Origin of the sequence: Roseobacter sp. HKCCD6576-2, assembly GCF_013179285.1 — a bacterium.
Taxonomy (GTDB): domain Bacteria; phylum Pseudomonadota; class Alphaproteobacteria; order Rhodobacterales; family Rhodobacteraceae; genus Rhodophyticola; species Rhodophyticola oceani.
This window is the reverse complement of the sequence record NZ_WVNW01000002.1, coordinates 685,680-712,234: the sequence shown is the minus strand read 5'-3', so window position 1 is coordinate 712,234 and position 26,555 is coordinate 685,680. Positions and strand designations below refer to the sequence as shown.

The 26,555-nt window shown below is 62.7% G+C and carries 22 protein-coding genes; 11 read left to right on the top strand and 11 right to left on the bottom strand.

Features of this window, described 5'->3' with window-relative positions; translation table 11 throughout:
• Positions 1–9 precede the first annotated feature (9 nt).
• The 4 genes from GTF44_RS10505 to GTF44_RS10490 are packed head-to-tail and all read right to left on the bottom strand — an operon-like array spanning position 10 to position 4,458.
• Positions 10–1,281, bottom strand: coding sequence for an ABC transporter substrate-binding protein (locus tag GTF44_RS10505; RefSeq protein WP_216364970.1), 1,272 nt, complete (start codon positions 1,279–1,281; stop codon positions 10–12).
• Positions 1,282–1,295: 14 nt separating this feature from the next.
• Entirely contained in the window at positions 1,296–2,402 is a 1,107-nt protein-coding gene (locus tag GTF44_RS10500; RefSeq protein WP_171559489.1) for a Gfo/Idh/MocA family protein, read from the bottom strand.
• Complete coding sequence (locus GTF44_RS10495; protein ID WP_171559492.1) at positions 2,399–3,406, bottom strand: Gfo/Idh/MocA family protein; 1,008 nt, start codon at positions 3,404–3,406, stop codon at positions 2,399–2,401. Before GTF44_RS10495 ends, GTF44_RS10500 begins: the two co-directional genes overlap by 4 nt.
• Positions 3,403–4,458 carry a Gfo/Idh/MocA family protein gene (locus tag GTF44_RS10490; RefSeq protein WP_171559495.1) on the bottom strand — a complete coding sequence of 352 codons (1,056 nt, stop codon included), beginning with the start codon at positions 4,456–4,458 and terminating at the stop codon, positions 3,403–3,405. The genes GTF44_RS10495 and GTF44_RS10490 overlap by 4 nt, the downstream gene beginning before the upstream one ends.
• 105 nt (positions 4,459–4,563) lie before the next feature.
• On the opposite strand from GTF44_RS10490, the gene GTF44_RS10485 reads away from it, so the two are divergent.
• A complete protein-coding gene (locus GTF44_RS10485; RefSeq protein ID WP_171559498.1) occupies positions 4,564–5,280 on the top strand; it encodes a GntR family transcriptional regulator in 717 nt (238 codons plus the stop codon).
• Between the two features lie 9 nt (positions 5,281–5,289).
• Here GTF44_RS10485 and GTF44_RS10480 read toward each other — a convergent pair whose 3' ends face one another.
• The gene (locus GTF44_RS10480; RefSeq protein WP_171559500.1) at positions 5,290–6,195 is read right to left on the bottom strand and encodes a S9 family peptidase; all 906 of its coding nucleotides are present in this window, start codon (positions 6,193–6,195) and stop codon (positions 5,290–5,292) included.
• Between the two features lie 38 nt (positions 6,196–6,233).
• Complete coding sequence (putA, locus tag GTF44_RS10475) at positions 6,234–9,704, bottom strand: bifunctional proline dehydrogenase/L-glutamate gamma-semialdehyde dehydrogenase PutA (protein WP_171559503.1); 3,471 nt, start codon at positions 9,702–9,704, stop codon at positions 6,234–6,236.
• 121 nt (positions 9,705–9,825) lie between these two features.
• Here putA and GTF44_RS10470 point away from each other — a divergent pair, with 121 nt between their 5' ends.
• Positions 9,826–10,296 (top strand): Lrp/AsnC family transcriptional regulator, encoded by a 471-nt coding sequence (locus GTF44_RS10470; RefSeq protein ID WP_171559507.1) that lies wholly within the window; start codon positions 9,826–9,828, stop codon positions 10,294–10,296.
• Here the strand turns inward: GTF44_RS10470 and GTF44_RS10465 are convergent.
• Genes GTF44_RS10465 through GTF44_RS10455 form a run of 3 tightly spaced genes read right to left on the bottom strand, consistent with a single transcriptional unit; the run spans position 10,293 to position 13,634 of the window.
• Complete coding sequence (locus GTF44_RS10465) at positions 10,293–11,237, bottom strand: ROK family protein (protein WP_171559510.1); 945 nt, start codon at positions 11,235–11,237, stop codon at positions 10,293–10,295. The two genes, GTF44_RS10470 and GTF44_RS10465, sit on opposite strands and share 4 nt — an antisense overlap.
• Positions 11,238–11,278: 41 nt before the next feature.
• Positions 11,279–12,589, bottom strand: coding sequence for a GH1 family beta-glucosidase (locus GTF44_RS10460; protein ID WP_171559513.1), 1,311 nt, complete (start codon positions 12,587–12,589; stop codon positions 11,279–11,281).
• Between the two features lie 13 nt (positions 12,590–12,602).
• Entirely contained in the window at positions 12,603–13,634 is a 1,032-nt protein-coding gene (locus GTF44_RS10455; protein ID WP_171559515.1) for a substrate-binding domain-containing protein, read from the bottom strand.
• Between the two features lie 259 nt (positions 13,635–13,893).
• On the opposite strand from GTF44_RS10455, the gene GTF44_RS10450 reads away from it, so the two are divergent.
• From GTF44_RS10450 to GTF44_RS10410, 9 genes are all read left to right on the top strand, one after another.
• Positions 13,894–15,237, top strand: a complete 1,344-nt coding sequence (locus GTF44_RS10450; RefSeq protein ID WP_171559518.1) for an ABC transporter substrate-binding protein — start codon at positions 13,894–13,896, stop codon at positions 15,235–15,237.
• Positions 15,238–15,327: 90 nt separating this feature from the next.
• Entirely contained in the window at positions 15,328–16,305 is a 978-nt protein-coding gene (locus tag GTF44_RS10445; protein WP_145208580.1) for a carbohydrate ABC transporter permease, read from the top strand.
• Positions 16,306–16,319: 14 nt separating this feature from the next.
• Positions 16,320–17,477 (top strand): carbohydrate ABC transporter permease, encoded by a 1,158-nt coding sequence (locus tag GTF44_RS10440; RefSeq protein ID WP_171559521.1) that lies wholly within the window; start codon positions 16,320–16,322, stop codon positions 17,475–17,477.
• 15 nt (positions 17,478–17,492) lie between these two features.
• A complete protein-coding gene (locus tag GTF44_RS10435) occupies positions 17,493–19,157 on the top strand; it encodes an alpha-glucosidase family protein (protein ID WP_171559524.1) in 1,665 nt (554 codons plus the stop codon).
• A gap of 32 nt (positions 19,158–19,189) precedes the next feature.
• Positions 19,190–20,320: an ABC transporter ATP-binding protein gene (locus GTF44_RS10430; RefSeq protein ID WP_171559527.1), complete on the top strand. Its 1,131-nt coding sequence runs from the start codon at positions 19,190–19,192 to the stop codon at positions 20,318–20,320.
• Between the two features lie 90 nt (positions 20,321–20,410).
• Positions 20,411–21,172, top strand: coding sequence for an SDR family NAD(P)-dependent oxidoreductase (locus tag GTF44_RS10425; RefSeq protein ID WP_171559530.1), 762 nt, complete (start codon positions 20,411–20,413; stop codon positions 21,170–21,172).
• Positions 21,173–21,321: 149 nt separating this feature from the next.
• Positions 21,322–23,127: a phosphogluconate dehydratase gene (edd, locus tag GTF44_RS10420; RefSeq protein ID WP_171559533.1), complete on the top strand. Its 1,806-nt coding sequence runs from the start codon at positions 21,322–21,324 to the stop codon at positions 23,125–23,127.
• Between the two features lie 75 nt (positions 23,128–23,202).
• Positions 23,203–23,841 carry a bifunctional 4-hydroxy-2-oxoglutarate aldolase/2-dehydro-3-deoxy-phosphogluconate aldolase gene (locus GTF44_RS10415; protein ID WP_171559536.1) on the top strand — a complete coding sequence of 213 codons (639 nt, stop codon included), beginning with the start codon at positions 23,203–23,205 and terminating at the stop codon, positions 23,839–23,841.
• 158 nt (positions 23,842–23,999) lie between these two features.
• Positions 24,000–24,611 carry an outer membrane protein gene (locus tag GTF44_RS10410; protein ID WP_171559540.1) on the top strand — a complete coding sequence of 204 codons (612 nt, stop codon included), beginning with the start codon at positions 24,000–24,002 and terminating at the stop codon, positions 24,609–24,611.
• A gap of 50 nt (positions 24,612–24,661) precedes the next feature.
• Here the strand turns inward: GTF44_RS10410 and GTF44_RS10405 are convergent, their stop codons facing one another.
• Together GTF44_RS10405 and GTF44_RS10400 are read right to left on the bottom strand one after the other, a co-directional pair.
• Positions 24,662–25,489, bottom strand: a complete 828-nt coding sequence (locus GTF44_RS10405) for an isocitrate lyase/phosphoenolpyruvate mutase family protein (protein WP_171559542.1) — start codon at positions 25,487–25,489, stop codon at positions 24,662–24,664.
• Complete coding sequence (locus GTF44_RS10400) at positions 25,486–26,547, bottom strand: bifunctional transcriptional activator/DNA repair enzyme AdaA (protein WP_171559544.1); 1,062 nt, start codon at positions 26,545–26,547, stop codon at positions 25,486–25,488. The genes GTF44_RS10405 and GTF44_RS10400 overlap by 4 nt, the downstream gene beginning before the upstream one ends.
• Positions 26,548–26,555: the final 8 nt, after the last annotated feature.

Here is a 26,555-nt window from a genome sequence, read left to right as displayed (position 1 = left end):
GAGGAGCCGTTAGTTGGCTTCGGCCATAGCGGCCTCAAGATCGGCCACGGCGCGTTCCATGGCCTGCTCCACGGTCAACTCGCCAACGATGGCTTGGCTGACACGCTCAACCGTGATGCCAAACATCGCCCGGTTGCCGGCATAACCCTGATAGGCAAAGGCGGCTGGGGCTACATCTGGCAGATCGCCCGCGAACGCGTTCAGTGCGGCCTGAGCGGCGGGCGAGGCACCCTCATACTCAACCCCGGCACTGGCCACGCCCAAATGCGCGGGCAGGTTCGAGGTGCGCGCGGTCACTTCGGCATAGATGTCTTCCTGCGCCAGGAAGTCGATCACGGCGGCCACGGCTTCAGGATGCTCGGTCTGTTCAAACCCAACGATCCCCGCGCCACCCGGCATGCCGGAGCAGGCGCCGGCCGGGCCACAGGGGCTGCCAACCACTTGCCAGTCGAAGAAATCGCCAACCTGGTCGTTCATCCGGTTCACCTGCCAGGAGCCGGAATAATAGAAGACCAGCTCGCCATTGATGAACTCTTGCGCGGCGTCCTGATAGGTCTGACCGCCTTGGCCAGCCCAGACATCGCGCGCGATGGTGCCGTCTTCGTGCCAATCGACAAATTGCTGCACAAAGGCGGTGAAGCCGTCATCCACCAGGATCGCCTCGCCATTGTCGTCAAACAGCGCTGCACCGTAGGAAATCGCCGGGCCTGCCACGCGGTGGCCAGAGCGGTCGATCGCCATCGGGAAGTCGGTATCCGTCGCCTCAGCCACGGCACGGGCCGCCGCGGCCCAGTCTTCCCAGGTCGCATCCTCGCCCGGGATAACGACACCAGCCTGTTCAAAGAGCGTCGCGTTGACGAAGGCCCCGGTGATGGTCAGCTGGCTGTGCATCCCGTAGATACCGGCGTCGTCCGGCCCGCCGCGATACCAGCCAAGCGTGTCGCCGAAGCTGGAGGCCCAATAATCCGCATCCACATGCGGCGTCAGGTCGAGATAGTATTCATTCAAACCGCCCAGGTCGGTGACCTTAGCGATATCCGGCCCGGTACCTGCGGCCAATTGCACTGGCAGGTTCTCCAGGATCGCCTGATAGGGCACCACATCTATGGCCACAGTGATGCCCGGATTGTCGGCCTCGAACCGGCTCAAGACATCTTCGTAAACTTCGCATTCATTGCCGTCCGAGTAGCACATGAAGCGGACTTCCTGCGCCGAGGCGGCGCCGGCGAGGGTTGCAAAGCCTGCCGCCAGGGCAGTCGTCGTCAGTATCTTATGTTTCACGTTTCTAATCCTCCCTATGGAATACGCGATTGTTTGACATCGTCATTCATTCCGGTGGTGCCTTGTTCCGGCACCCAACCGGTGTAGCTTGCCGCGTTTGCGGCGAGCGGTAAAGCAATCCTTTCGCCCGAGCGGGCGGCGCTATAGATCGCGGTGACCAGTTCGATTGACCGGCGACCATCGTCTAGCGTGACCTCGCGGCCCGTATCTCCCGCGATGGCATCAGCAATCGCCGCGAAGTAACCGACAAAGCCCGATTTGATCCCGCGCAAGCCCGCGACGACCGCATCCACCTCCCCTTGGCGCGCCGGATCACGCGCCGTGAAGCTCCATGTGCCCTCCGCCGGGGCATAAGGCAGATCGCCGCTTGTCGCGGTCAGATGTTCAAAGACCAAACGCAATCGCGTGGTGTCACTCGCAGCGCCGAGCGTAATCGCGCTTGTGGCCAAGGCGCCGTTTCCAAACTGCATTGAGATCGCCGCGCAATCCTCTGTTTCTATGGCATTTACCCGCGTCGCGACCTGGGCCGAGAGCGCGGCGACAGGCCCAAAATACCGGCAGAGCAGATCGTGATTGTGGATCGCATGGCCCAGAACCGCGCCGCCACGTTCGCCCTCCCATGTCCCCCGCCAAGGCACCGCGTAATACTCCGCCCCCCGGTTCCAATGCGTCTCCAGGCTGGCGACTTGCGGCGCGCCCGCCAGCCCCGCCGCGATAAGCGCGTCCAGCGCCGCCGTGCCCGGGCCATAGCGATATTGAAAGACCGGAAACACTCGACCCGGCGCACGCGCTTCCGCCTCCGCCAGCGCATCGCAGTCCGCCAAGGAAGGCGCGATCGGCTTTTCGCAGATCACGTGTTTTCCGGCCGCAAGCGCATCCATCGCAATCGGCACATGTAGATGCGGCGGCAGGCAGATATCGATCAAATCGGTCTCGGCGTCGCGCATCACCGCATTAATATCGGTCGTGACCTCCGGCCCTGTATCGCCGCCCAGGATCGTATAGGCTCGCGCCGTGTCCAGATCGCAGATCCAGCGCACTTGGAATTGGCCGGGCAGGGCGCGATACCCTGCCAAATGCTCCCGCCCGATCCCGGCGCCGATGATCGCGACCCGGATCATGCCCGCGCCTCCGCCATCTCTTGTGCTTTCAGCCCCAGTTCCATCACTTTGAACGCATGGGCCTGCGGCATCGCGGTTTCGGTCCGATCACGGATATCGGCGGCGAGGCGTGCGAAATAGGGCAGGCCCGCATCGGAGGCATCGATATTCTCGCAGCGGGTGCCGTTCACCAAAACCAGATGGTCGGTGCCGTCGCGCCCGCCCACATCGACATATTTCCTCAGCTCAATATAGCCCTCGGTGCCCAGAATGGTCAGCCGCCCATCGCCCCAATTGGGCAGCGCATCGGGCGTGTACCAATCGACCCGGATATAGCCATGCCCCTCGGGCGCGCGGAGGGCGATCTCGCCAAAATCTTGCAAACCAGGGTCGGACGGATTGGCGAAATTCCCGACCGAAGCCAGCGTGATCTCCGCATCCGTCGCGCCGGTGAAATAGAGAAATTGGTCGATCTGATGGCTGGCGATATCCGTCAGGATGCCGCCATAAGCGTCGCGCTCGAAAAACCAATCCGGCCTGGTCGGGCGATTCAGCCGATGCGGGCCAAGCCCCACGGTTTGCACCACTTTGCCAATCGCACCCTCGGCAACCAACTCGGCGGCGCGGGTCACGCTTGGCACTTCGAACCGTTCCGAGAAATCCACCGACCAGATGCACCTGGTCTGCGCGACGCAAGCCTTGATCGCCTCCAGTTGTTCAAGCGTCGTGCAGCCCGGCTTGTCGACCATGACGTCTTTGCCCGCCTCCATCGCCGCGATGGCCAGCGCGGCACGGTCGCGCGGGATGGCCGAGATCAGGATCAGATCGATCGTTGGATCGTCGAGCAATTGCGCCTTGTCCATCGCGCGGGGCACACCTGGAAAGCGCTTGTCGAACCCGTCCAGCGTGCCCGGGTTGCCGTCGGTCCACCAGCCCACAAACTCCGCGCCCGCCACGATCATATTGCCCGCCATCCCATAGATGTGCCGGTGATCCAAACCGAGGGCTGCGAACCGTAAACTCATACATGTTCTCCGAGTGTTACAATGCGGCCCTCATGTGCGGAGAGCGTGATTGCATCGATCAACCGGTGGCTCTCTAAGGCCTGCCGTCCGGTCACCAATGGCGCGCGCGATTGGCGGAGCGCGTCGGCAAAATCTTCCAAGATACTTTGGTGCCACTCATGGGTGAAGGCCATCGGATCGGCCCCGCCGCCGGTGCTGGCCGTCGCGCCAAAGCGCTCAACCCGCCCGTCCCGCCAGGAGACGGTCAGCACGCCTTCGCCCAGATGCAGGCTCGCCCGCTCGAAATGCAGCGTGATGGTTTCCGCCGCCCCCGGAAAACTCGCGGTGGAAGCAACGAGGGACCCCGCAGCGCCATTTTCAAAGCGCAAGCCCGCGCTGGCGAAATCCTCCGCCTCCATCTGGTGGAACCGCGTGGTGGCGGTCATCGCCTGCACCTCGGCCACCGGGCCCGTGAGGCTCAGCGCCAGATCGATGGTATGGATCGCCTGACTGATCAAGACTCCGCCGCCGTCGCGTTCATAAGTGCCGCGCCCGGGTTCGTCATAGTAGGCCTGATCGCGCCACCAGGGCACCGCGATCTCCACCAGACCGAGGGGCCCGAGTGTGCCGGAGGCCACCAATTCGGTCGCTTTGAGCGACGCCGCCCGCATCCGGTGTTGAAAGACAATGCCCAGGGTCGCATCTGCCGCCTCGCAGAGGGCCACAACCGCCTCGGCTTCGGCCCCGGTCCGTGCCACGGGTTTCTCCAAGAGGATCGCTTTACCAGCTTGGGCCAGGGGCGCGATCAGCTCTGCGCGGGCATTTGGCGGCGTGACAATGATGGCCGCATCAATCTCGGCATCGTCCGCAATGGCCTGCGCATCGGCATAGATCGTTGGCCGATATCCCAATTCCGCCTCAGCCTTGGCCGCAAACGCCTCCGCACTCTCACGCCGCCGGGCGCAGATCGCGGCTAGGCGCAGGGCAGGGCGCGCATCCCGGATCGCGAGCAGATGGGTCATCGCCACCATGCCCGTGCCAATCAAAGCGATATTCAACGGGGCCGAGCCCATGCGCGCAGATCTCCCTCCCAGATCACCCCATTCCTGCACGCCCCACCGCCATTGTCAATAAACCTGTATACCGGTATGCTGGTTGCGAGGAGACAATTCAAACCGATGCCGCCCCGTAAGAACCCGCTTGATCTGACGGCGATCCCCTTCGAGGGGTTTGAGCCGTCCGGCCCGCCTGCCGATCAGATCTATGGCCATATCCGCGCGGCGATCCTGCGGATGGAAATCCCGCCCGGCAGCCTTCTCTCCGAGACCGAAGTCGGGTTGAGATTTGGCGCCAGTCGAACGCCCGTGCGCGAGGCGTTCACCCATCTGCGCGAGGCGGGGTTGATTGTAACCCGCCCGAGCCGGGGCAATTTCGTCACCCGACTGTCGGAAAGCCGCCTGCGTGAGGCGCAATTCCTGCGTGAGGCGATTGAGTTGGCGGTGGTCGCGCGGCTTTGCACGGTTGGGATGCCGGAGACATTCGTAACAGAAGCCAAGCTGAACCTCACACGGCAAGCCACTGCAATTGCGGATAACAATGATATTGAGTTTCAAGATCAGGATGACCATTTCCACGCCATTCTTGCCGAAGCAACCGGCTATCCCCGTGTGCCGATCCTTCTGGCGCAGGAGAAGACGGTATTGGATCGGCTGCGGGTCCTATCGCTGAGCGATCGGGGGCACAAAGCGCGGCTTTTGGCGGAACATGGCGATATCCTCAGTGCCGTGCGCGTGCGCGACTTGGCGCAAGCGCAAGCGGCGATGACGCACCATCTCGCCTCGGTCCTCGACCTGATCTCTGATCTGCGCGACAGCCATGGCGATTATTTCGAATAGTCGCGCCGCTTACAGCCGCCGATCCAGGAACTCCAAAACCCGTGCCCGCATCGCCGCGCTTTCCGCATGGCCAAGATCGGTCTCGATATGGGTTTCGAGCATGTCGGCAGTGCCCGCGGTTTCATAGGCCGCGACTAAATCCGCGAGGCCCGCCTCAAATGCCTCTGGCGGTGTGCTCCAATCCTGCATTCCGGCGCAAACCAGTTGTGCCCGCGGCGCGGTCAGCCCGGCGATTTGCCCCGACCGGGCGATTGTGAACAGCCCCGGAACCATCATGTAAATCCCATGCCCGTCATGGGCGCCAAGCGCCACGAGCGTCTCCAAATCAGCGAAGCAGCACATCGAGACCGTGGCTTTGACCTGCGGAGCCAAAGCGCCGAGCCACCAAGCGTGCGTGCCGCCCATCGACAGGCCCATGACGCCAAGCCGCGACTCGTCGATGTCGACCTGGGCGGCCAGCCAATTCAGACCCGCCGCGAGTTCCGCCAGCATCTGCCCAAAAAGCGGTTTGCTCGCCCAGAGACCGGCCTTCGTCCTCGCGCCTTCGCCGGGAGATGCCCGTTCTCCGAAACAGGGCATCTCCAGACACAGGGCCGCGGTGTTCTGTGCCACGAGATCGGCGGCATAGGGCGCTTGAAAGGCGGGTCGCCCGGCGATCAGTTCCTCGCGCCCGATGGTGTAGGTGTTCCCATGCGCATGGCAATAAAGCACGGCACGAACCGGCGCCGCTCCTTCTGGCGGATGCAAGAAATAGGCTGGAATGACCTCTCCCGCGGTCGTCGTCAGCTGCAGGTCGTCCAGATGCCATCCCCCGAGATCGGCGCGCGCCAGCCGCGTGGCTTCCACGATTTCTGACGTGCCGATCTGGTTCCCCAGAAGGGCGTGAATCTGGTCGATCTCGGGGGCTTCGGTCATGTTGTCAGCTAAGGCCCAAGCCGCCGCCCTTGGCAAGCCTAACCGGAGGCGGCCAGCAGGCTGGCATTGCCGCCTGCCGCTGTCGTGTCGATGCAGATATGGCGCTCCAAGATCAGGCGCGGGGCCGGGTCGGCCTCGGCGATCAGCGGGATCAACGCCCCGTCACGCCCGGCGAGCGCTTGGCGCAAGGGCCGCAACACGCCGTCTTCCGCCCAGATCACCACCGCATCGATCCCGGTCAGTTGCGCCAATATCTCAGGCGTTACAGACCCATCCAGCCCGTCCTTTACCCCCGGCGCGACGACCAGCGCCGTGTTGCTCAAATCGCCGGCGATCTGCGCCTGTTGCATCGCGGCCTCTGCCGTTGGCCCCAAGCAGAGAACCCGCCCGCGGGCATAGGTGGCCAGCCGATTTGACTCGCCCGTCGGTCCGGGCAGGTCGTTTGCCGTCAGCGGTGCGGGGTTTGGCGCGGGAAGCGCCTCCAGGGCGGCTTGGACCTCGGCCAGAGTAAGCGCACGACCAGTGCCCGCCGCCTCTTGTCTGGTATCACTGCGGGTGAAACGTGGCACGTAGTGCGGCCCACCGGCTTTCGGCCCGGTGCCAGAAAGCCCTTCGCCCCCAAACGGTTGCGAGCCGACAATCGCGCCGATCTGGTTCCGGTTCACATAGGTGTTTCCGACCTGCAATCGCGCGCAGACCGCCTGCACCCGATCATCGATCCGGCTGTGCATGCCGAAGGTCAGGCCAAAGCCCTTAGCGTTCACCGCATCCACGACGGCGTCCAACTCATCGGCGGCAAACCGCGCCACATGCAGCACAGGGCCAAACACCTCGCGTTCCAAATCCGCGATCCCGCCAGGTAGGTCGATGACGGTCGGCGGCACGAAATACCCGGTCTCTGGGGTGGGCAGGGTTTTCAATACACGCCGCCCCGCCGCGGCCTCTGCGATATGACCCTCGATATCGGCTTTGGCGTCGGCGGAAATCACTGGCCCGAGATCTGTCTTCAAGGCCCACGGGTCGCCCAGAACCAACTCATCCATCGCGCCGTAAAGCATGTTGAGGAAGGGGTCGGCGATATCCTCTTGCACATAGAGCATCCGCAGCGCGGAGCAACGTTGGCCCGCCGACTGGAACGCGGAGGTCAGGATATCCCGGATCGCCTGTTCCGGCAGCGCGGTGGAATCGACAATCATTGCGTTGAGCCCACCGGTTTCCGCGATCAGCGGCGCGGTCGGGTCCAAGTTGTCCGCCATCGCGCGGTTGATCCGTTGCGCCGTCGCGGTCGAGCCAGTGAAACAGAGGCCCGCAATGCGCGGATCGCTAGAGAGGCCCGCGCCGATCACCGATCCGGGGCCGGGCAGCAATTGCAGCGCCGCGCGCGGCACGCCCGCGTCATGCAGCAGTTGGACGGCGCGGAACGCGATGAGCGAGGTCGCCTCCGCCGGTTTGGCAATCACCCCATTGCCCGCGGCCAGCGCGGCGGCGATTTGCCCGGTGAAGATGGCCAGCGGGAAGTTCCAAGGCGAAATGCAGGCAAAGACGCCGCGCGGCGGCGCGGTGAGCGTCTCGGCCTGAGCCGCGTAATAGCGCAGGAAATCCACCGCTTCCCGCAGCTCCGCAATCGCATCCATCTGGGTCTTACCAGCCTCGCGGGCGAGCAGCGCGAACATCGCGCCGAAATGCGCCTCGTAAAGGTCGGCGGCGGCGTTGAGAGCCTTGGCGCGCGCCGCAGCAGGCGCGCTCCAGGGCATGGCATGACCAAGGGCGACCTCCAAATCAGTGTGATCGGCTTCTTGCAACTCGCCGACCCTATCAGAGGGCTGCGCCGGGTTTCTCACCTCAAGACTTGGTCCGGATGGCGCGCCCCCCGCCATGAGCGGATAGGCCTGCCAGCGGGTGGTCTGAAACGGGGTCCGCGCGGCGTCGATCTCCGCCAGATCATCGGTGTCGCGCAGGTCCCAACCCCGGGAATTGCGCCGCTCAGGTTGAAACAGGTCCGCAGGCGGGGCGACCGCCGGGTTTTCGCCGAGGGTTTCGAGGACTGAGAAAGGATCGGCGGCGACCTCTTCCGGCGCGACCGTGTCATCAAGAATCTGGTTCACGAAAGACGAGTTCGCGCCGTTTTCCAACAAGCGCCGGACCAGATAGGCCAGAAGATCGCGATGGGCGCCGACGGGTGCATAGATCCGGCAGCGGGTGGCATTGGCCTTGAGCACCTGGTCATGCAGCGCTTCGCCCATCCCGTGCAGGCGTTGAAATTCAAAGGTTTGTGGGTCATCGCTCATCTTAATGATCGCGCCAACCGTGTGGGCGTTATGGGTGGCGAATTGCGGGTAAATCCGGTCGGTCATGCCAAGCAGTTTCCCCGCACAACACAGATAGGCCGCATCCGTCGCCGCTTTGCGGGTGAAGACAGGGAAATCGGCCAGGCCCTCGACTTGTGCGCGTTTGATCTCGGTGTCCCAATAGGCCCCTTTGACAAGCCGCAGCATTATCTTCCGATCCAGCCCCTCCGCCAGAGCGTAAAGCCAATCGATCACTGCTGCGGCGCGTTTGCCATAGGCCTGGACCACCACGCCGAACCCGCCCCACCCGGCCAGCGCCTCGTCGCGCAGCACCGCCTCGATCACATCGAGCGACAGATCCAGCCGGTCGGCCTCTTCGGCGTCGATGTTAAGTCCCATCCCGGCCTCGCGTGCTTGCAAGGCGAGGCTGCGGGTGCGCGCGACCAGTTCGGACATCACGCGATCGGTCTGGCTGACCTCATAGCGGGGATGGAGCGCCGAGAGCTTGATCGAAATGCCCGGGTTGTCGCGAATATCGTCGGAGCGGCATTCCGGCGCCAGCCGTGCAATCGCCGTCTGATAGGCCGCGAAGAAGTCGTCGGCATCCGCTTGGGTCAGCGCCGCTTCTCCCAGCATATCAAAGGAATAGGTGTATCCCTTCATCTCCATCTTGGCGCCGCGTTTCAGCGCTTCATCCATCGTCTGGCCCAGAACGAATTGCTGCCCCATCTCCCGCATGGCGCGGCCCACCGCCACCCGGATCACCGGTTCCCCCAAACGGCGCACGGCCCCCCTAAGGACGCTGGCCAGACCCTCGCCATCTTGCAGCACCTTGCCGGTCAGCATCAGCGCCCAGGTCGAGGCATTGACCAGCGATGACGAGGAATTGCCCAGATGTGCGCCCCATTCCGAGGGGGCGATTTTGTCTTCGATCAGCGCGTCCATCGTCTCCGCATCGGGCACCCGCAAGAGCGCCTCGGCGAGGCACATGAGCGCGATGCCTTCCCGGGTCGAAAGCCCATATTCGGCCAGAAACACCTCCATCAAGCCTGGGGCGCTGTCCTCGCGCAGGCCGCGCACCAGGCGCGCGCCGCGCATGGCTGCGGCGGCGCGTGTGGCGGTATCAGGACCGGCCTCAGCGATCAGATCCGTCAGAACATCGGTTTCGGGGGCATGCGCCAGAGCGCGAATGCGGGTGCGGAGTGGGGCAAGCGGGGACATGGGCGGCCTCATCAAAACAGGGGTTGCCTCAGGTTACCTCGGAACTGTGCGGGCCGTCTGCCTTGACTTTTGCCTGTGGCGGGCGTTTGTCCTGAAAGTGAGCGAAGAACAGGGAAGCTGGATGTCAGATATATCGGATAGCGGGCCACTTGATGTCTTCGATCGGAAAATCCTGCGGATTCTGTCGACCGATGGGCGCATCCCGGTCACCGATCTCGCGCGGCACGTCGGCTTATCGAAAAGCCCTTGTCAGGTGCGGGTCAAACGGTTGCAAGCGCAGGGCTACATCCTGGGCTTCCGCGCGGTTTTAAACCCCGCGAAACTGAACCGGGATCACGTGGCCTTTGTCGAGGTGAAGCTGACCGACACCACCGAGGCGGCGCTTGGGGCTTTCAATACAGCGGTTCATAAGGTGCCCGAGATCGAACAATGCCATATGATCGCCGGCGCGTTCGACTATCTTCTGAAGGTGCGGACCAGCGACATGCGGGCCTATCGACGGGTCTTGGGTGAGGTGATCTCGGCCCTGCCTCATGTGGCCTCCAGCTCGACCCATGTGTCGATGGAGGCCGTGAAGGACAGCGCGTTTTAGAGATGCACCAGATGCGAGGCGCATCCCGTCAGCGCCGCATAGTCATCCGTGACCACGGCCACACCGAATTGCTGCAAAAACGGTCCGAACCGGCCTTTATCCTGCATGGCTTCGGCAAATCCGAACCGGGCGAGATAGGGCGCGAAAGCCCGGCTAACGCCGCCGACGAGATAGATCCCGGCAAAGGGCAGGTGGATCAGGGCCAAATCGCCCACCACCGTGCCCAAGAGCCGGACAAAGAGACGCGCGGTGGCTTCGGCCTGGCTGTCACCGGCCTCAAGCCCGGCCATGATTTCGGCTGCTGAGAGTTTCGTGTCATGGAGGAAGTGGTGCATGGCTTCCAGACCGCGACCGGAGAGCGCTTCTTCCACGGCGGCAAAACCATGGCTGTCCAAAAGCCGCGCCGCCAAGGCCGCGCCATCGGGGCCTTTCACCGGCAAGCTGATATGACCGCATTCCGAGGGTGGCACAAACCGGCCCATCGCGGTGTCATAGATCGGCGCGGCGTTGAAGCCGGTGCCAACGCCAACGACCAGTTTCGCTGCCTGACCGCTCACATCGGGCTGCGCCACGACGGGCGTCACCATCTCGGCGGCCAGATGGCCAATCGCGTGACCTTGGGCCTGCAAATCGTTCAAAACGGCGACTTTTTCGGAGCTCAGCACCTCCGAAAGCATCGCCCGGTCGACCCGCCAGGAGAGGTTGGTCAGCTCCGCCACACCGTCATGCACAGGGCCCGCTGCGGCGACGCAGACGCCGGCGATCTCGCCATGATCGGTGCCCGTGTCCTGAAGATAGCGCCGCAACACCTCTGCCAGATCGGTCGCCTCGCGATTGGCATAGCGCCGGACACTGTCACTATCGACAACCTTGCCGCTGGCCAGCGCCACGCGCGTATTGGTGCCGCCGATATCGGCCACAAGCGACAGGGCAGAGGGCATGGGCGGGATCCTTCGTGACGAGTCTCTGGTACGCGCGGCGTCTAGCGCCACCATTTAGCTAGCGCCTGATAAGATGCTTTCGGTGTCCGCTGCAAGCTGTCGAAGTCCACATGGACGAGGCCAAAGCGTTTGTCATAGCCCAATGCCCATTCGTAATTGTCCATCAGCGACCAGGTGAAATAACCCTTCAGCGGAACGCCCTGGGCAATTGCCTCGCGCGCGGCATCCAGATGCCGGGTCAGGTAGGCGATCCGCGCCGTATCGGGGGTGTTATGCGTGTCCGGGTTCGCCATACCGTTTTCGGTCACATAAAGCGGCAGGTCGCCGGTATAGTCCGTGGCCGTGCGGATCAGAAAGTCGCGCAGGCCTTCGGGATACACTTCCCAGCCCATCTGGGTCTTCTCCAACGGCCCATCCACCTCGCGGTAATTCGGCCAGGGCCCCGGCGCGTGATCGATCAGCTTTCGTGTGTAATAATTCAGCCCCAACCAATCCAGCGGCGCGGCAATCGTGTCGAAGTCGTCTTGCCAGCCGCGGGGCAGATGCGCGCCAAGCCCAACCAGAACCTCGGTCGGATAGCTCCGTTTGAACAAGCCGCCCAGGAAGAAGCGATTGTAAATCGCATCATAGGTTGCGGCGGCGCGCAGGGTTTCGGGCGTCTCGCGCGCCGGCTGGCTCCATTCGAAATTGCAGACCGCGCCCAGGTTCGACATGCCGAGATCCCGCATCACCTGGATCGCCTGGCCATGAGCCAGAAGTACGTGATGCATGGCGCGCGCCGTGGCGCGAACATCGCGCAGGCCTGGCGCGTGATGCCCATCAAAATGGCTGAGCCAACCGACACACCAAGGCTCGTTGATGGGCGCGGCGGACCAAACCCGGTCGCCGATCCGGCCCATGATCGTGGCGGTGAAATCGGCAAACCAACCGGCAATATCGCGGTTCCGCCAGCCGCCCAGATCGGCCAGAGCGCTTGGAAGTTCCCAGTGATAGAGCGTCGCCGCCGGTTTGATGCCGCGTTCCAGCAATCCATCGACCAACCGGTCGTAGAAATCCAGCCCGGCCTCATTCACCTGGCCGCGCCCGTCCGGTAAAACCCGCGCCCAAGAAGTCGAGAAGCGATAGGCATCAGCGCCGAGATCAGCCAGCAAATCCAGATCCGAATTCATCCGGTGGTAGTGATCGCAGGCCACGGCGCCGTTTTCGGCGCGCACAACATTGCCGGGCGTGGCGGCAAAGCTATCCCATTGCGTCGGGCCCGCGCCGCCAAAGCCATGGCCCTCGATCTGATAGGCCGAGGTGGCGGTGCCGAAAACAAAGCCTTCGGGGAAATCTGCACGGGTAAAATTCATATCACGACGTCCTTTACGCGGTGTCGACAGGGGCGGGCCCGGTGGAGCGGCCGACGGTCAATTCGGGTTCCCACAGCTCTTGGATAACGGGCTGATCGGGGCTGTTAATGAGGTTGATCAAAATCTCGGCGCAGCGTCGCCCGGCGGCGCGGATCGAGGAGCGTGTGGCGGTAAAGGCCGGCCCGTCCGCGTCATTGTTGAGGTAAGACAGCACATCGTCATGGGTGATCAGCGACACATCCCGGCCCAGCACCAAACCGCGATCGGCGACGGCCCGGCGCACCCCGACCGCAGGGATGACGGAGGAGACCAAAAACGCGGTGGGCCAGACATCGCCCGCCAGCATTTCGGTCGCCGCGCTATACCCATAGCCTTCGGTCATCACATCGGAGCGCATCCAATCGGGATTCGGTGCCAACCCACGGGCCCAAATCGCCTCACAAAACCCGGCGCGACGGCGCGCGGCGAAGTCGAGATTTTCCTGCCCGTTGATCAACGCGATGCGTTTGTGACCGAGATCGAGCAGGAAATTCGTGGCTTTGCGAAAGGCCGACAGATTGGCCACGTCAAGCCAGCTAAACCCGTCGGGCTCTTGGGTGCGGCCATGGACCAGGAAGGGCAGGCGAAGCTCCTGCAAGAGGCCAATCCGCGCGTCATTGGTTTGTGGTGATTGCACCATCACCCCATCGACGGAGCCATTGGCCGCCATTTGTCGATAGGCGCGTTCCGCTTCGCCGTCGGAGACAATCGAGAGCAGAAGGTCATAGCCCTCGCGCGCGTAAACCTCGCCAGCGCCGGCCAGAAAATCGGCGAAAATCGGGTTCACCATCTCGGCCTTGCCGGTCAACGGGATCACATGGCCGATGGTCATCGCGCGACCGGTCGCCAGGCGCCGTGCCCGCGAATTGGGCTGATAGTTGGCGGCCTGCGCAGCGGCCAAGACCCGCGCGCGGGTTTCCTCCCGCACTTCCGGATAGCCATTCAACGCCCGGCTGACCGTCGTCTGGGACAGGTTGAGCGACTCAGCCAATTGTTTGAGATTCATCGCCAATTCGGGCCTCAAAGCGCTTCGAAAACAGAGGGTAGACTAGGCGCGCCTTGCCGCGCTTGTCAAAGGTTCAAAATCCATGCGTTTTTCTGCACCTGCAAAATAGACCGTTATTTTTCAGGGGAATATGACAAGATGGATTGACTCAGGACGTCGCTTGGCGGAGGGTGCAAGAAGCTCAAAGCGCTTTGAAGATGCTTTGACGTGGAGGGATACCACGCGACCGCGACGGCGGCGCGACATTTGGGAGGTACCAATGAAACACTCACTTTACACCGGCGCGGCGATCCTGGCTTTGACTGCCGGGATGGCCCAGGCCGATGGCCATATGGTCTTCGCTCCGGGTGAGGGCGATTTTAACTGGGAGAGCTATGAAGCTTTCGCGGCGGCCCATGATCTGAGCGGCCAGACGCTGACCATGACCGGCCCTTGGACCGGGCTCGACGCAGAGTTAGTTGAAAGCGTCGCCGCCTATTTCGCCGAAGCCACCGGCGCCACCGTCCAGTATTCTGGCTCTGACAGCTTCGAACAGGATATCGTGATCGCGGCGCAGGCCAATTCCGCCCCCAATATCGCGGTCTTCCCGCAGCCTGGCCTCGCCTCCGACATGGCCGCGCGCGGTTTTCTGACGCCGCTGGCCGATGGCACCGCCGATTGGGTCCGTGACAATTACGCTGCCGGGCAGTCTTGGGTCGATCTGGGCACCTATGCCGGGCCGGACGGCGCGGATGCGCTTTATGGCTTCTTCTATAAGGTCGATGTGAAATCGCTGGTCTGGTATTCACCGGAAGCCTTTGATGAGGCAGGCTATGACATTCCCGAAAGCATGGAAGAGCTGCGTGAACTGACCGACCAGATCGTGGCCGATGGCAGCACCCCGTGGTGCATTGGCCTGGGCTCTGGCGCGGCCACGGGCTGGCCCGCGACCGACTGGGTGGAAGACATGCTGCTCCGCACCCAAGCGCCCGAGGTCTATGATGCCTGGGTCGCCAATGAGATTCCGTTCGATGATGAGCGGATCGTGGCGGCAATCGAAGAGTTCGGCAGTTTTGCCCGGAACGACGATTATGTCGTCGGCGGCGCGGCGGCCGTGGCCTCGACAGATTTCCGCGACAGCCCCGGCGGCCTCTTCTCCTTCCCGCCGGAATGCTACATGCACCGCCAGGCATCGTTCATCCCAACCTTCTTCCCAGAAGATTCGGATAGCGCGTTCTTCTACTTCCCGGCCTATGCGGGCCAAGACCTGGGCAACCCGGTTCTGGGTGCGGGCACGCTGATGGCGATCACCAATGACTCGCCGGCGGCGCAGGCCTGGATCGAGTTCGTGCAGACCCCGATCGCCCATGAAGTCTGGATGGCGCAGCAGGGCTTCCTGACGCCCCATAACGGCGTGAACACCGATCTGTTCCCGACCGATAGCCAGCGCGCGATGAACGACATCCTGCTGAACGCGACGACCTTCCGCTTCGACGGGTCCGACCTGATGCCGGGTGAGATCGGCGCGGGCGCGTTCTGGACCGGCATGGTCGACTACACCACCGGCGCGGATGCGGCTGAGGTCGCTGCCGGTATTCAGGAGCGCTGGAACTCCATCCAGTAAGGCCCTGAAGACGTAAGACATTCCCCGATCCGCACCGCGCGGGTCGGGGGCATAAAACACCCGAAAACGGGATCAGGGAGGATCTGCCCCATGTCACCACTCGTCCAAGGTGCCATCACCATCATCATCGGTGTGGGCGGCTGTATCGGCTATTTCTACTTCGCCAATATGCTGCTCGACAAAGTGATCTTCCCGGCGCGCGGCAATGATGCGGGCCGCAATATCAACCGCGCCAATCAGGTCCGCCCCTGGCTGTTCCTCTTCCCGGCGATCTTCGCGCTTGGCCTCTACCTGGTTTATCCAGTTGTCGGCTCTTTCCTGCGCTCGCTTTACAACCGGGCGGGCGACGAGTTTATCGGCTTCGGCAATTACGCCAATCTGATCGCCGATGAGGGCTTCCGCACCGCGTTCTTCAACAACTTCCTCTGGGTCCTTGTGGTGCCTGCGATGGCTACCTTCCTCGGCCTTTTGGTGGCGCAGCTGACCGACCGGCTTTCCTGGGGCAATATCGCCAAATCGCTGATCTTTATGCCGATGGCGATCTCTTTCGTCGGCGCCTCGCTGATCTGGAAATTCGTCTATGCCAATGACCCCGATATCGGGATCATCAACGCTGTGCGCGCTTCGATGGGGATGGAGAGCCTCGACCCGCTGCAAATCCCGTTTTGGAACAATTTCTTCCTGATGGTCATTCTGATCTGGATTCAAACCGGCTTTGCCATGGTGATCCTCTCGGCCGCGCTGCGAGGTATCCCTGAGGAGACTGTCGAGGCCGCGATCATTGACGGGGCGAACCCGTTCCAGGTCTTCTTCAAGATCAAGGTGCCGCAGATCATGGGCACCATCGTGGTTGTCTGGACCACGATCACCATTCTGGTGCTGAAGGTGTTCGACATCGTCTACACCATGACCGGCGGCAATTTCGGCACCGATATTTTGCCCAGTTACATGATGAGCTTCATGTTCCGCGATGATGGCCGGGCGACCGCCGTGGCCTTCGTGATCATGCTGGTGGTTCTGCCGGTGATGATCTGGAACATCGTGCAAGCGCGCAAAGAAATGCGCTGAGGGGGAGCAGAGATATGGATAGCATCGCTGGAACCAAATCCTCGCTCACCTGGGCCGTGAATATCTCGGTCGTCGTGCTGGTGGTCTTATGGCTGATTCCGACCATCGGGCTCTTGGTCTCGTCGTTCCGCGACCGGGATCAGATCTCGGCCTCGGCCTGGTGGGAGGCACCCCTGCCTGTGGAACAGGCCTATCGCCTGCGGGCCGAAGGGGAGGTTCGCCAAGATGGCGGGCTCTGGGTCATCGAGGGCAATGTCTTCGACGCCTCCGAGATGGTCGAAACCTTCCCGGCCGGGTCGGAGCATCCGCCGGTTGCCGCCTTTGGCATCACCGGGCGGGAGCCGGGCGCGACGGCAGCAGGGCAGGAAGCCGAAAACCGCGATGGCGGCACGTTGGTGGTCAATGCGGACGGCTCCTATGTCTTCACCACCAATGAAGAGCCGGGGGATCGCCCGCCAAGGATTTATGTGGTGGCCGAAACGCCGCCGGAATTCACCACGGAGAATTACAACACGGTGCTCGGCGGCGATGGTATGGGCCAGGCCTTCATCAACACGCTCACGGTGACAATCCCCGCCACGGTGATCCCGATCTTGATCGCGGCCTTCGCGGCCTATGCCCTGGCTTGGATGGATTTCCCGGGCAGGGGGCTGTTAATCGCGGCGGTGGTGGGACTCTTGGTGGTGCCCCTGCAATTGGCGCTCGTGCCACTCCTGAGCCTGCACCAGCAGGTCGGCATCGGGCAGAGCTTTGTGGGCATCTGGCTCGCCCATACGGGCTTTGGCCTGCCGCTCGCGATCTATCTGCTCCGAAATTACATGGTGGGCCTGCCGCGCGACATCATCGAAAGCGCCAAGGTCGACGGGGCGACGGATTTCCAGATCTTCACCAAAATCATTCTGCCGCTCTCGTTCCCGGCGCTGGCCAGTTTCGCGATCTTCCAGTTCCTCTGGACCTGGAATGACCTGCTGGTGGCGAAAGTCTTCCTGCCGTCCTCCGATGAAAGCTGGGTTATGACGGTCCGGATCGCCGATGACCTTCTGGGCTCGCGCGGCGGCGATTGGGGTATCTTGGCCGCTGCCGCCTTCGTGTCGATCGCCGTGCCGCTGGTCGTCTTCTTCTCAATGCAACGTTACCTGGTGCGCGGTCTCCTGGCCGGCTCCGTAAAATAAGGTCGGACGAAACGAATGAACCTGATGCAGGATCTCGCGCCGGAAACCGTGCTGGCGCATGACAAAGACTGGTGGCGCGGGGCGGTGATCTATCAGATCTACCCCCGGAGCTTCCAGGACAGCAACCATGATGGGATTGGCGATCTGACCGGCATCATTCACCGGTTGCCGCATATTGCCGATCTGGGTGTCGATGCAATCTGGATCAGCCCGTTCTTCCGTTCGCCCATGCTCGATTTCGGCTATGACGTGAGCGATTACCGCGATGTGGACCCGATGTTCGGCTCGCTTGGCGATTTCGACGCTTTGATCGCGCGCGCCCATGAGTTGGGTCTGAAAGTGCTAATCGATCTCGTGCTCAGCCACACCTCGGATCACCACGCCTGGTTCCAGCAATCCCGCGCCTCCCGCGACAACCCGAAAGCTGATTGGTATGTCTGGGCCGAGGCCAAACCCGATGGCAGCCCGCCCAACAATTGGCTGTCGATCTTTGGTGGGTCAGCCTGGGAATGGGATGGCGAGCGGATGCAGTACTACCTGCACAACTTCCTCAAGCAGCAGCCCGACCTAAACCTGCACAACACCCAGGTGCAGCAAGAACTGCTCGACGTGGCCCGCTTCTGGCTCGACCGCGGCGTTGACGGCTTCCGCCTTGATACGATCAATTTCTACTTCCACGACCCGGAATTGCGCGACAACCCTGCGTTGGCACCCGAAGCCCGCAACGCCACGATTGCGCCCGAGGTGAACCCCTATAACTGGCAAGATCACCTCTATGACAAGAACCAGCCGGAGAACCTGGAGTTCCTGCGCCGGTTCCGCGCGCTCTTGGATGAATACCCTGCCGCCACCGCCGTGGGCGAGGTGGGCGATGGCCAATATGGGCTGCAAATTCAGGCCGATTACACCTCGGGCGGCGACAAGGTGCATATGTGCTATTCGTTCGAGTTCCTCTCCGGCATCGCGCCCACCGCCGAACGGGTCGGGCAGGTGATCACCGATTATGAGGAGACCATTGGTGATGGCTGGGCCTGTTGGGCCTTCTCCAACCACGACGTTGTGCGCCACCCCTCGCGCTGGAATCTGGGCGAAGAGGCGCGGCGGCTCTATGCAGGTCTGCTGCTTTGCCTGCGCGGGTCGGTCTGCCTGTACCAGGGCGAAGAGCTTGGCCTGACCGAGGCCTATGTGTCTTATGACGATCTGCAAGACCCCTATGGCATCCGCTTCTGGCCGAAATTCAAAGGCCGCGACGGCTGCCGGACGCCGATCCCCTGGGTCAGCGACAATCAAAATGGCGGTTTTTCCGATGCGAAGCCGTGGCTGCCGATGGCGGTGGAGCATCTCAACCGCTCCGTCGCCAATCAAGAGTCCGAGCCTGGCAGTACTCTGGCCTTCTACACCGCGATGATCCGCTTCCGCCGGTCTTATCCGGTTCTGGCCAAAGGCGATTTCCGTTTTGTGGCCTCGGCGGATGGCATCGTGTCGTTCATCCGGGCGTATGAGGGCGTGCAGATCCTCTGCGCCTTCAACCTCACCGATACCTCAAAGCGGATCAACCTACCGGCGGGCGACTGGCGCGAAGACAAAGGCGCGCCGTTTGCCGCCGCATCCACCGATGACGGGGCGGTCACGCTGCCCCCATACCAAGCCTATTTCGGCGTTCAAGACAGCGCATCCTAAGCGCCGCAAAAGACAAAAGGGAGGAGACACCAATGGCCGAGCTCAAGATGACCGATGTCGCAAAGGCTTATGGCGACGTGCAGGTGCTCAGCAATATCAACCTGGAGATTGACACTGGCGAGTTGATCGTCTTTGTCGGCCCCTCCGGCTGCGGGAAATCCACGCTGCTGCGGATGGTGGCGGGGTTGGAAAAGATCACCGGCGGCGCATTGGAGATTGATGGCCAGGTGGTCAATGACGTGCCCCCGTCTGAGCGCGGCATTGCGATGGTGTTCCAATCCTATGCACTCTATCCGCATATGACGGTGCGCGATAACATGGCCTTCGCCCTGAAAATCGCCGGTAAATCTAAGGCCGAGATTGATGAGGCGGTCGAAGCCGCCGCCGAGAAGCTGCAACTCACCAATTTCCTTGACCGTTTGCCCAAGGCCCTCTCGGGCGGGCAGCGGCAGCGGGTGGCCATTGGCCGCTCCATCGTGCGAGACCCCAAGGTCTATCTCTTCGACGAGCCGCTTTCCAATCTCGACGCCGCGCTCCGCGTCGCGACCCGGATCGAGATTGCGCAACTCAAAGAGCAGATGCCCGACTCGACGATGATATATGTGACCCATGACCAGGTAGAGGCGATGACGCTGGCCTCGCGGATCGTGGTTCTGGCCGGGGGCGGGATCGCGCAAGTGGGCAGCCCGCTTGACCTTTATGAGCGTCCTAACTCGAAATTCGTCGCGCAATTCATCGGCTCCCCGGCGATGAACCTGCTTGGCGGCGAGATCGTTGGCACCGGTGAGACGACGACGCTGAAACTCAATGAGGGCGGCGGCACGATCACCTCTCATTACCCCTCCAAACCGGAAGATATGGGGGCGGTTGTTGAGGTCGGTATCCGGCCCGAGGATATGATCGAAACGGACGCCGCTGATTTCGCCTATCAGGCTCGGGTGAATATCACCGAAGCCCTGGGCGAGGTCACGCTGCTCTATTTCGAAAAATCCGCGCCGGACCATGACCCGGTGATCGGTAAGCTCGCAGGCATCCACAAAGACCTGCGCGGTCAAATGGTGAAACTCACCGCCGCGCCCGAAAAGGTGCATGTTTTCAAAGACGGCGTGTCGCTGCTCTACCGGGATCAGGGCGTGTTCTTGCCGGGCGTGCAGCCACATTAAGCGCGTCGGCGGACGCCGCCCGCGTTGAATTGACCGGCCTGCTCATTTCTTGTAACTGAACACCTGTTCAATTCTTGGGAGGGCAACGCCATGGACATTACCCAAAGCAAATCCATCGTCACCGGCGGAGCCTCGGGCCTGGGTGAGGCCTGCGTCCGGTATTTGGCCGGGCAGGGCGGGCACGTTACGATCTTCGACCTGGGTGCTGCGCGCGGCAAAGCCATCGCGGCGGAGCTGCCCGGCGTGACTTTTGTCGAAACCGACGTGACCTCGGAAGAGGGCGTGGCCAAAGCCGTTGCGGAGGCCAGCGCGGCCATGGGCGGGATCACCGCCGTGATCAACTGCGCCGGTATCGCGACGGGCGCAAAAACCGTGGGCCGCGACGGCGCGCACCCCCTGGGGCAGTTTCAGAAAACCATCGACATCAATCTCGTCGGTGCCTTCAACGTCTTGCGGCTCGCCGGTGCCGAGATGGTCAAAAACACGCCGAATGCCGATGGCGAACGTGGCGTGATCGTCAATACCGCCTCGGTCGCGGCTTTCGACGGGCAAAAGGGCCAGGCCGCTTATGCAGCCTCCAAGGCGGGCGTCGCGGGCATGTCGCTGCCGATCGCGCGGGATCTGGCCTCGCTCGGCATCCGCTGCATGGCGATCGCACCGGGGATTTTCCGCACGCCGATGCTGGAGGGTCTGGGGCAAGAGATCATGGATGGCCTTGCGGCCGATGTGATTTTCCCCAAACGCCTGGGTCAACCCGAAGAGTTCGCCCGGCTGGCCGGGTTCATCATGTCCTGCCCTTATCTGAACGGCGAAACGATCCGGCTTGACGGCGCGCTACGCATGCCCGCGTGAACACCTCCTAAAGAAACCACCGGATAGGTTACGAAAAATTCCGGATCGCCTAATTTTCGTAACCTATGGTCCGGGCTGCGGCGGAAAACCCTCTGGCACCGTTAGCGCTAACATGTTATGCAGCGCGCATCGGAACCCAGGAGCGAGTCATGCCGCTTAACGACCGCATTGCCCAGATCACAGACCGTATCGAAACCCGCTCGCGCGAGACCCGCAGGACCTATCTTGAGCGGATGCGTCGCGCCGCCGAAGACGGCCCGCGCCGGGCGCATCTGAGCTGTGGCAACCAGGCCCATGCCTATGCTGCGATGGGCGATGACAAGGGCAGCTTGGTGGCGGAACGCGCACCCAATCTGGGTATCGTGACCGCCTATAACGACATGCTCTCTGCCCACCAACCCTTTGAAACATATCCGGAAAAGATCAAGGCCGCGGCGCGGGCGGCCGGGGCCACGGCGCAGGTTGCGGGCGGCGTGCCCGCCATGTGCGATGGCGTGACCCAGGGCCAGGTCGGCATGGAGTTGAGCCTGTTTTCACGCGACGTCATCGCACTGGCCACCGGTGTCGCGCTCAGCCACAACACCTTTGACGCGGCGGTCTATCTCGGTGTCTGCGACAAGATCGTCCCCGGCTTGGTGATCGCGGCGGCCACGTTCGGCTATCTCCCCGGCATCTTCATTCCCGCAGGCCCGATGGTCTCCGGCCTGCCCAATGATGAGAAAGCCAAGGTTCGACAACAGTTTGCAGCGGGTGAAGTCGGACGCGAAACGCTGATGAGGGCCGAGATGGACAGCTATCATGGCCCCGGCACCTGCACCTTCTATGGCACGGCCAACTCCAACCAAATGTTGATGGAATTCATGGGGTTGCATCTTCCCGGCGCATCTTTCGTGAACCCCGGAACGCCGCTTCGCGAGGCGCTCACCGCTGCGGCTGCCGAACGCGTCGTCTCGATCACTGGACTCGGAAATGACTACTGCCCGGTTTGTGACATCCTCGATGAAAAAGCCTTCGTAAACGGGATCGTCGGGCTGATGGCGACCGGCGGTTCGACCAATTTGGTCATTCATCTGGTCGCCATGGCGCGCGCGGCGGGGGTGATCCTCGACTGCACGGATTTCGCCGATATCTCGGCGGCGACGCCGCTGATGGCGCGGGTTTATCCAAACGGTTTGGCCGATGTGAACCATTTCCACGCCGCAGGCGGGCTTGGCTATATGATTGGTGAGCTGCTCGATGTGGGCCTCTTGCACTCCGACACCGAAACCGTCGCAGGCACCGGGCTTCGCCGCTACACCGAAGAGCCGAAACTGAAGGACGGCGCCCTGACCTATGAAACAGGCGCGGGCGAGAGCCTGAACCCCAAAATCCTCCGCCCAGCCACCGATCCGTTTCAGGCCACCGGCGGGTTGGCCGAGCTGCGCGGCAATCTCGGGCGTGGCATCATGAAGGTGTCTGCCGTCGCGCCGGAACGCCATGTGATCGAAGCGCCTGCCATGGTTTTCGAAGATCAGGCGGATGTCAAAAAAGCCTTCCAAAACAAGGAACTCAATCGCGACGTTGTGGTCGTCATCCGATTCCAAGGTCCAAAGGCCAATGGGATGCCAGAACTGCACGCGCTGACGCCGATCCTCGCGGTCCTGCAAGACCGCGGCCACAAGGTCGCGCTGGTGACAGATGGCCGAATGTCGGGCGCGTCCGGCAAGGTGCCCTCCGCGATCCATGTCGCCCCGGAAGCGCTGGATGGCGGTCTCATCGGCAAATTGCAGACTGGCGATCTCCTCCGCGTCGACGCCACCAAAGGCACATTGGACGTCCTCACCCAAGGTGTCGCCGATCGCCCCGCTGCCACACCGGATCTCAGCGCCAACAGCCACGGGATTGGCCGCGAGATGTTCGAGATATTTCGCCAAACCGCAGGCTCCGCAACCGATGGCGCGGGCGTGGTGGTCTGATCTTCTCTGCTTTATAAATATCCCCGCCGGAGGCATCCGAAAAATGCCGCGTGCCCGAGCCGAAAGGATGATCCATTGACCCCGCAACAAGCGAGCAAGAAAGCCCGAGAAATCTGCGCCTTGGCCCCGATTGTCCCGGTGCTTGTTGTCGAAGACGCCGCGCAAGCAAGGCCCCTGGCCGAGGCGCTCGTTGCCGGCGGTTTGCCCGCGTTGGAGGTCACCCTCCGCACCCCGGCAGCGCTGGAGGTGATTGCCGAGATGGCGCAAGTGCCCGGCGGTGTCGTTGGCGCGGGCACGCTTCTGACCCCGGCGGATGTGGCGGCGGCGAAAGAGGCGGGCGCGCAGTTCGGCGTTTCGCCCGGCGCAACGGATCGGCTCCTTGCGGCCTGTGAAGAGGCCGACTTGCCGCTTCTGCCAGGTGCTGCGACAGCCAGCGAAGTGATGGCGCTTTATGAACGCGGATATGACATGCTGAAATTTTTCCCGGCGGAGGCGTCAGGCGGCGCGCCGGCGCTCAAAGCCATTGGCGCGCCTATCCCGCAGGTGAGCTTCTGTCCAACCGGCGGTGTGTCACCCAGAAACGCCCAAGACTACCTCAGTTTAGCCAATGTGATTTGCGCCGGGGGAAGCTGGGTTGCCCCAAAAGATGCGGTGACAAGGGGGGATTGGGGCCAAATCACGTCACTTGCGCGTGAGGCCGCGGCCCTCGGCTAAGGTCAGCCGAAACCCCGCAAAACTGGCGGCGAAGCCTTGCCAGATTGGCGATTTTGCCGATCTGGTTCAAAAAGATGATCGAAATCTGCATCGCTTTTGGCCCGCCGCGTCCCCAAGTTTGCCGCATCGCGCAAGACATAATGAAAAGGAGTCGCTCGATGCGTAAACGATCTCTTCTCGCTCTGCCCATGGCTGTGGCCGTGGTCGCCGGAACAGGCCCGGCCTTGGCAGGGAACCTGGAGGAACCGCAGCCGGAGCCGATGGTGGTGACCCAAGCTGCGCCGGTCTTCGCTGGCAATGACTGGACCGGGTTTTATGCCGGTGGTCAGCTTGGCTATGGCGATGTCGGCACCAGCGGCGCTGCAAACGTCGATGGAGACGGTGGCTTTGGCGGCTTGCACGCCGGCTATAACTGGGATTTCGGCAATACCGTGATCGGTGCCGAAGTTGATTATGATTTTACCGAGTTCGATTTGGATGCAGGCGCAGGCTCGATTGACGATGTCCTCCGCCTGAAATTGCGCGCCGGGTTCGATGCGGGCAATTGGCTCTACTATGGCACCGTCGGTGCGGCGCAGGCCAATGCCGAGATTGGCGGCGTCGATCGGGACGATACCGGCTGGCTCGCCGGTGCGGGCGTGGCCTATGACCTCGGCAACAACTGGTTGGTCGGTGGCGAGGTTCTCTACCATGAGTTCGAGGATTTCGACTCCACCGGCATCGACGTTGATGTGACCACGGTCAGCGCGCGTGTGTCGTATCGCTTCTGATCCAGTGTATAATCCAGGAGCGGGCGTTGGGATGACCAGCGCCCGCTTTTCTATTTGGTCGGTGCGGTGAGCATCGCGGCCAATTTCCGGCCCCCAAACCCGTTCGCCAGAGCCGAAAAATCACCGTCATCAAACATCGTAGTGGCGGCGTCATAGATTGCCCGATGGGTGACGCTGGCCAGTGCCGAACCAAGCGAGATGCGAGCCACACCAGCGGCGGCAAACGCGGCCCGGCTGACCTTGGTGTAAGGGCCGGCGGCCAGGGCGTTTACCGGCGCAGGACTCGCGGCGCAGAGCCGGGCCAGGTCTTCCATGCTTGGCGGGATCGGCGTGTAGACACAATCGGCGCCCGCCTCCGCATAGGCCAGACATCGGCGCATCGCTTCGTCCATGTCATACTGCCCGGTCAGAACGCCATCGGCCCGGGCGCAGAGCACGATATCGCGCGGCGCGGCGCGGGCGGCGGCCACAGCGGAGCGAATCCGTGCGACGGCGTCATCAAACGGGTAAGGGCTTTGCTCGGGCAGGGCGGTGTCCTCGATTGAGAGCCCGGCCAGCCCGGCCTCGACCGAGAGGCGCACCGTTTCCGCGCAGTCTTCCGGCGCATCGCCAAACCCGTTTTCGAAATCACCGGAGACCGGCAGGGGCGTGGCCGCGACCAGATCGGCGGCATGGGCCAGCGCCTCATCACGGGTGACCGTGCCGCCGTCAGGGCGGCCAAGGGTGAAAGCATGAGCGGAGGAAGAGGTGCCAATTGCCTGCGCACCCAGATCCGCCAGCATCTTGGCGCTGCCCTGGTCCCAGGCATTGGCGAGGATGAAGGGATTTCCAGGCTGATGCAGGGCTCGGAAGGCGGGGCCGGGGTCGTGACGGGTCATGGGGTCTCCTGTGGTGGGCGGGCATAACTGAGTTCGGTTTTCAGCAGTTGATCCTTGCGCCAAAGCCCGCCGCCATAGCCGGTCAGCGCGCCATCTGCCCCGGTGATCCGGTGGCAGGGGACAAGGATCGCGATGGTGTTGGCACCATTGGCGCGGGCCACGGCGCGGACGGCTTCGGGGCGGTTGAGGATCGTCGCGAGGTCGCTGTAGCTCTTCCGTGTCCCTGCCGGGATGGTTTGCAGCGCGGTCCAGACCTGTTGCTGAAAGGGCGTGCCCGGTTGGCGCAGCGGAATATCGAACCGCGCCTCTGTGCCGTCGAAGAAGCGTGTGAGCTGCGCCTCCACCTGGTCGATCACATCATTTCGCCCGAGCGCCAACCTGCCGTGGCTGTCTTTCAGAAGCCGTTGCAGCGATTTCGGCAGACCTTTGCGATCGATGAACTCGAGCAGATGTAAGGCGTGCAGACTGGCCACGGCAATCATTGGCCCAAGGGGCGTGGCAATCCAATCGGCGGTGAGGGGACCGCCGCTCCGCAGTTGACCGGGTGGCAGGCCGAGAAGCCGGGTCACGGCCTGGCGAAATGCATCGGGCGAGTCGAACCCGGCGTCGAGTTGCGCGTCGATCACCCGCCCGCCTTCCGCCAGCGTGCTGAACCCGGCGGCCAAGCGGCGATGGCGCGCCATTTCCAGAAAACTCAGACCAAAGGCGCGCTTGAAGGCCCGGCGGAGGGTGGATGGATCGACGCCCATCGCCTTGATATCCGCTTCCGACCAGCGATGCGTCGGGTTCGCTTCCAGCGCGTCGATCAAACGCGTCACCATCGGTTCTGGATGCGCCAGCGGGTTACACCGTTTGCAGGGCCGAAACCCGGCGCCGAGACAGGCGGCGGCGCTGTCGAAGAAGCGGCAATTCTCCTGCTTCGGTTTGCGGGCGGGGCAGGAGAGGCGGCAAAACACGCCGGTCGAGCTGACACCCACAAAGATTTGGCCGTCATAGGCCGGATTTCGGGTCAGCAACGCCTCATACAGCGTGTCAGAATCAGGTGTGGTCATCAGCATGGCACCAC

What these genes read in the sequence shown, in the direction of transcription:
- GTF44_RS10500 (WP_171559489.1), bottom strand. Translation starts at nt 2,402, where the DNA reads ATGATCCGGGTCGCGATCATCGGCGCCGGGATCGGGCGGGAGCATTTG.
- GTF44_RS10495 (WP_171559492.1), bottom strand. Translation starts at nt 3,406, where the DNA reads ATGAGTTTACGGTTCGCAGCCCTCGGTTTGGATCACCGGCACATCTAT.
- GTF44_RS10490 (WP_171559495.1), bottom strand. Translation starts at nt 4,458, where the DNA reads ATGGGCTCGGCCCCGTTGAATATCGCTTTGATTGGCACGGGCATGGTG.
- GTF44_RS10485 (WP_171559498.1), top strand. Translation starts at nt 4,564, where the DNA reads ATGCCGCCCCGTAAGAACCCGCTTGATCTGACGGCGATCCCCTTCGAG.
- GTF44_RS10480 (WP_171559500.1), bottom strand. Translation starts at nt 6,195, where the DNA reads ATGACCGAAGCCCCCGAGATCGACCAGATTCACGCCCTTCTGGGGAAC.
- putA (WP_171559503.1), bottom strand. Translation starts at nt 9,704, where the DNA reads ATGTCCCCGCTTGCCCCACTCCGCACCCGCATTCGCGCTCTGGCGCAT.
- GTF44_RS10470 (WP_171559507.1), top strand. Translation starts at nt 9,826, where the DNA reads ATGTCAGATATATCGGATAGCGGGCCACTTGATGTCTTCGATCGGAAA.
- GTF44_RS10465 (WP_171559510.1), bottom strand. Translation starts at nt 11,237, where the DNA reads ATGCCCTCTGCCCTGTCGCTTGTGGCCGATATCGGCGGCACCAATACG.
- GTF44_RS10460 (WP_171559513.1), bottom strand. Translation starts at nt 12,589, where the DNA reads ATGAATTTTACCCGTGCAGATTTCCCCGAAGGCTTTGTTTTCGGCACC.
- GTF44_RS10455 (WP_171559515.1), bottom strand. Translation starts at nt 13,634, where the DNA reads ATGAATCTCAAACAATTGGCTGAGTCGCTCAACCTGTCCCAGACGACG.
- GTF44_RS10450 (WP_171559518.1), top strand. Translation starts at nt 13,894, where the DNA reads ATGAAACACTCACTTTACACCGGCGCGGCGATCCTGGCTTTGACTGCC.
- GTF44_RS10445 (WP_145208580.1), top strand. Translation starts at nt 15,328, where the DNA reads ATGTCACCACTCGTCCAAGGTGCCATCACCATCATCATCGGTGTGGGC.
- GTF44_RS10440 (WP_171559521.1), top strand. Translation starts at nt 16,320, where the DNA reads ATGGATAGCATCGCTGGAACCAAATCCTCGCTCACCTGGGCCGTGAAT.
- GTF44_RS10435 (WP_171559524.1), top strand. Translation starts at nt 17,493, where the DNA reads ATGAACCTGATGCAGGATCTCGCGCCGGAAACCGTGCTGGCGCATGAC.
- GTF44_RS10430 (WP_171559527.1), top strand. Translation starts at nt 19,190, where the DNA reads ATGGCCGAGCTCAAGATGACCGATGTCGCAAAGGCTTATGGCGACGTG.
- GTF44_RS10425 (WP_171559530.1), top strand. Translation starts at nt 20,411, where the DNA reads ATGGACATTACCCAAAGCAAATCCATCGTCACCGGCGGAGCCTCGGGC.
- edd (WP_171559533.1), top strand. Translation starts at nt 21,322, where the DNA reads ATGCCGCTTAACGACCGCATTGCCCAGATCACAGACCGTATCGAAACC.
- GTF44_RS10410 (WP_171559540.1), top strand. Translation starts at nt 24,000, where the DNA reads ATGCGTAAACGATCTCTTCTCGCTCTGCCCATGGCTGTGGCCGTGGTC.
- GTF44_RS10405 (WP_171559542.1), bottom strand. Translation starts at nt 25,489, where the DNA reads ATGACCCGTCACGACCCCGGCCCCGCCTTCCGAGCCCTGCATCAGCCT.
- GTF44_RS10400 (WP_171559544.1), bottom strand. Translation starts at nt 26,547, where the DNA reads ATGCTGATGACCACACCTGATTCTGACACGCTGTATGAGGCGTTGCTG.